Genomic DNA, 3,027 nt, shown 5'->3' on the forward strand with positions numbered 1-3,027 from the left:
TTTCATGTTAGTCCTTAAGTATCATAGTAAAGGATAAAGAGTGCAAATAGTATAATTGCAACTGCATCAGCAATGGCCTTAGACAGTGGAATCATTATCTACTCCTAGTTTACAAAACTTAGCAAACTTATCAACAGTGCCCTTAAAAAGGATAGACCCGTCATAGTTACTAACTGTTACCCGAATACTGCTCCCGAGTACTGAAACATTGTAGGAGTATGCCTGCCCATAATAACCTAAGCGGGTATACAGATATACCTGTCCAGGTCCTTTTTTAAACCTTACTACAACTTGTGCTGCTAAGTCTGCTGCTCCATTAGCAACTCTGTAATTATCAATTCCAAGTCCTTCCACAATCTTGAGTGTGGATAGGAACTCAGCTAGTTCTAACCCGTGCTTGCAGGGTTCACCATCATATTGACGAAACATTACAAGGTGTAACTTTTTTAACCTTTCATCGCTTACTGTGGTAATGCTTTTTACACTCATGATTAGTCCTTATCTGTAAAAAGTAGCTCCCTTGAATACCTTCCTAACTTCCTCTTTAGCCTCATCCCTGTCAACTGCTCTGACAAAACACTGCTCTAGCCCTTCGTCTAATTGACGATAGGCCCTGTACATGTAACCAAATACAGGGTTCCCTTGACCCCAATAAGCGCCGCCTGAATCATAGGCACCATAACCTATCATTGTCATTTTATATAAGTGATACTTACCTACCCCATTTGATAGTACTGTATCTCTTCTGCCCATGAGTCCCCCATACCTACTATGGAGAACCTTTAATTCAGGGTGTTTCATAGTTCAGTCCTCACAGTCTACTGGTGTTTCGCCATTAGCAATGTACAGTACGCAACCTTCACATACTGTCAATGCGACATAATCCTTATCTGCAAGATCGGAGGGCATTGCAGTTGCTGCATATCTTATGCCAGGGAAAGAGCCACAGGTATCGCAATAATCTTGACTAAAACCAAGGTCGTAAGAGATTTCGCCCCTTTCCTTTCGCCTCCATTCCTCAAAGGTAGGAAGCAGTGGCGCAGACTCACCATCTGGTGTTTCATTCACTGCATCTGAGCAATAGTTTATATAATTTTCGTGGCATATTCCGTACTCAGCCTCTGGCCAACCCATTGCTACTACCGGAAACCCTTCTGGTAGATTCCGTTCAAAATTCTTAATCCAATCTTCCGTTTTCATATTCAATCCTATAGTAAGGTCCGCCCACTTGCAGTTTTTCCCGCTGCACCTTTCAAAAAATGAAATTGATCGGGTAGTGGGCGGAGTACTTCATTGTTAATTCTGGTTGTCTAACAGGCTCTCTAACCAAGCCTTGTCTGCTTTCTCCTCCTCATCCATGTATTGATCTTCCTGATCATAAAACGACTCAAGTAGCTGCTCCGCTACTTCTGATAAAGTGTCCCCTAGATACCAGTCGGTTTGGTCTAAGTAGCCACAAGCCTCTAACTTACCCCCATATTGCCATGTGATTGTGAAATTGTCAATACTATACAATTCCATTACCCGTTTAGCCTCTTCCCATACACGATGTTCTTCCCCTCCTACAGGAGGTTCTCCGTCATCTACTGTGTACTCTCCCATAGGAAGGTTTATGGTAGTGTACTTACATGCGACTATCTCACAGGCATCGTGATTTATCATGAAATACTCTTTGCTGCTAGTAATCGTTGGTGTCATAAATGCCATGTCATTGCTCCTAATGTAAGTGTCTACTCATGTACAGTTCAAGGATAGTTCAAGGATAATTCATATTTCCTGTTACTTCTCCCCATGCGGAATCAATTCAGGTTTCTCATATTTCCTGCTACTTCTCCTACTCCCTGTCATTGCTCCTCATGCGGAATCAATTCAGGGTAGCCCATATCCTCCAGGAACAGGATTAACTCAGACCTTGTTAACTCTTTAATCAGGTATCTGCCACTCTTAGCAATCCTGACCACTTGCCATGCCCCTTCCCCATACGTCCCTATATTATTATAAGTGCCGCACCATCCGTAGAGTTTAGGTTCATTACTCCTATTGGTGTAAGCAGGAGTGTTTCTCAACACGGACCTAGTACTAGCCGTGTTCTCATTACGAAATGAGATAAGGAACGCACTATCCCCTACATTAAATTCTTCCTGCTCCTCAATCCACAACTTATCCATATCTGACCCTTCCTATACAAAAATATACCCTCGTTAGAGGGTATGATTATCAATCAGTTGCTACTGTTGCTATTGTTGCTACTGTTGCTGTTAGTACTGTGCCATGCAGGATTCCAATATTTGTCTATAAATAATCGAATCTCCATATAGACTGCCAATGAACGATCTAGCACCATAGGAATTGCCCATGACCACGGCTTTCTGTGCCTCGAACTGGCACATGCGTAGTTTTGGGCTATCGGCATAGTCTGCTACTGGTTTAAGGCCAGCGCAGCCAGTGAGCAGGATTGCTGCAATCATTGTTTTCATGTCTGCACCTTACTTGGATACCAATATAGGTCTAGGTCTAGCTCCGCTCCGCTTTCCAAGAACTCAGGCATAAAGTAGTACCTCAAGGTAGAGGTATCGGTACTGTCCCTGCCCACGCCCACGTAGCCAAATGGACCTTTCCCTAGCTCGTAAATGTCTACTGAATCTGCCCCCCTTTTATAGTGCAAGTAAACTACCTCTCCCTTATTCCCATATAGAGGTGGGATTTCACTAATACTGAGGGTAGCATTATGCAAGAGGTCATCAAAGTGTTTTGCTGTGTTGTAAAACAACCCACTGCCATCTAGTTCGCTGAGTAGCACTGTAAGTTGATTGTATTGATGCTTTGGCATCACATGCCTCAGTTTTTTCAGGTTGAAAAGTGCTTCCTCTGCATTACTCATAATTAGTCCTTATCTAGGTTATAAACCGCAGGTCATTGCATCTTTGAACCTGCTTGCAATCTTAGCTGCTCTTGAGTCTGCCAATTTATTGGCAATCAACTCATCTGCCATTAGATGTACCTCTGTCATCCAGTGCCCATTTTCAG

At 43.0% G+C, this 3,027-nt stretch carries 7 protein-coding genes; all 7 read right to left on the reverse strand.

The annotated features are described in order from the left end of the window. Positions 1–78: 78 nt before the first annotated feature. Positions 79–489 (reverse strand): hypothetical protein, encoded by a 411-nt coding sequence (locus CAPSK01_RS23610; RefSeq protein ID WP_273703932.1) that lies wholly within the window; start codon positions 487–489, stop codon positions 79–81. A gap of 9 nt (positions 490–498) precedes the next feature. After that, a complete protein-coding gene (locus CAPSK01_RS23615; protein ID WP_273703933.1) occupies positions 499–801 on the reverse strand; it encodes a hypothetical protein in 303 nt (100 codons plus the stop codon). Positions 802–804: 3 nt separating this feature from the next. Continuing rightward, on the reverse strand, positions 805–1,200 hold the full coding sequence (locus CAPSK01_RS23620; RefSeq protein ID WP_273703934.1) for a hypothetical protein: 396 nt from the start codon (positions 1,198–1,200) through the stop codon (positions 805–807). 96 nt (positions 1,201–1,296) lie between these two features. Then, complete coding sequence (locus tag CAPSK01_RS17180; RefSeq protein WP_034929575.1) at positions 1,297–1,707, reverse strand: hypothetical protein; 411 nt, start codon at positions 1,705–1,707, stop codon at positions 1,297–1,299. A 137-nt stretch (positions 1,708–1,844) separates the two neighbouring features. Then, positions 1,845–2,168: a hypothetical protein gene (locus tag CAPSK01_RS17185; protein ID WP_034929578.1), complete on the reverse strand. Its 324-nt coding sequence runs from the start codon at positions 2,166–2,168 to the stop codon at positions 1,845–1,847. A 90-nt stretch (positions 2,169–2,258) separates the two neighbouring features. Then, positions 2,259–2,477 (reverse strand): hypothetical protein, encoded by a 219-nt coding sequence (locus tag CAPSK01_RS17190; RefSeq protein ID WP_273703935.1) that lies wholly within the window; start codon positions 2,475–2,477, stop codon positions 2,259–2,261. After that, entirely contained in the window at positions 2,474–2,881 is a 408-nt protein-coding gene (locus tag CAPSK01_RS17195; RefSeq protein ID WP_034929582.1) for a hypothetical protein, read from the reverse strand. Before CAPSK01_RS17195 ends, CAPSK01_RS17190 begins: the two co-directional genes overlap by 4 nt. Between the last annotated feature and the right edge of the window lie 146 nt (positions 2,882–3,027).

The sequence above is a fragment of the Candidatus Accumulibacter vicinus genome (assembly GCF_000584955.1).
In the GTDB taxonomy this organism is placed as follows: Bacteria; Pseudomonadota; Gammaproteobacteria; order Burkholderiales; family Rhodocyclaceae; genus Accumulibacter; species Accumulibacter vicinus.

Bases quoted from the DNA above. Each gene is read 5' to 3' on its own strand.
- CAPSK01_RS23610 (WP_273703932.1), bottom strand. From the start codon at position 489: ATGAGTGTAAAAAGCATTACCACAGTAAGCGATGAAAGGTTAAAAAAG.
- CAPSK01_RS23615 (WP_273703933.1), bottom strand. From the start codon at position 801: ATGAAACACCCTGAATTAAAGGTTCTCCATAGTAGGTATGGGGGACTC.
- CAPSK01_RS23620 (WP_273703934.1), bottom strand. From the start codon at position 1,200: ATGAAAACGGAAGATTGGATTAAGAATTTTGAACGGAATCTACCAGAA.
- CAPSK01_RS17180 (WP_034929575.1), bottom strand. From the start codon at position 1,707: ATGGCATTTATGACACCAACGATTACTAGCAGCAAAGAGTATTTCATG.
- CAPSK01_RS17185 (WP_034929578.1), bottom strand. From the start codon at position 2,168: ATGGATAAGTTGTGGATTGAGGAGCAGGAAGAATTTAATGTAGGGGAT.
- CAPSK01_RS17190 (WP_273703935.1), bottom strand. From the start codon at position 2,477: ATGAAAACAATGATTGCAGCAATCCTGCTCACTGGCTGCGCTGGCCTT.
- CAPSK01_RS17195 (WP_034929582.1), bottom strand. From the start codon at position 2,881: ATGAGTAATGCAGAGGAAGCACTTTTCAACCTGAAAAAACTGAGGCAT.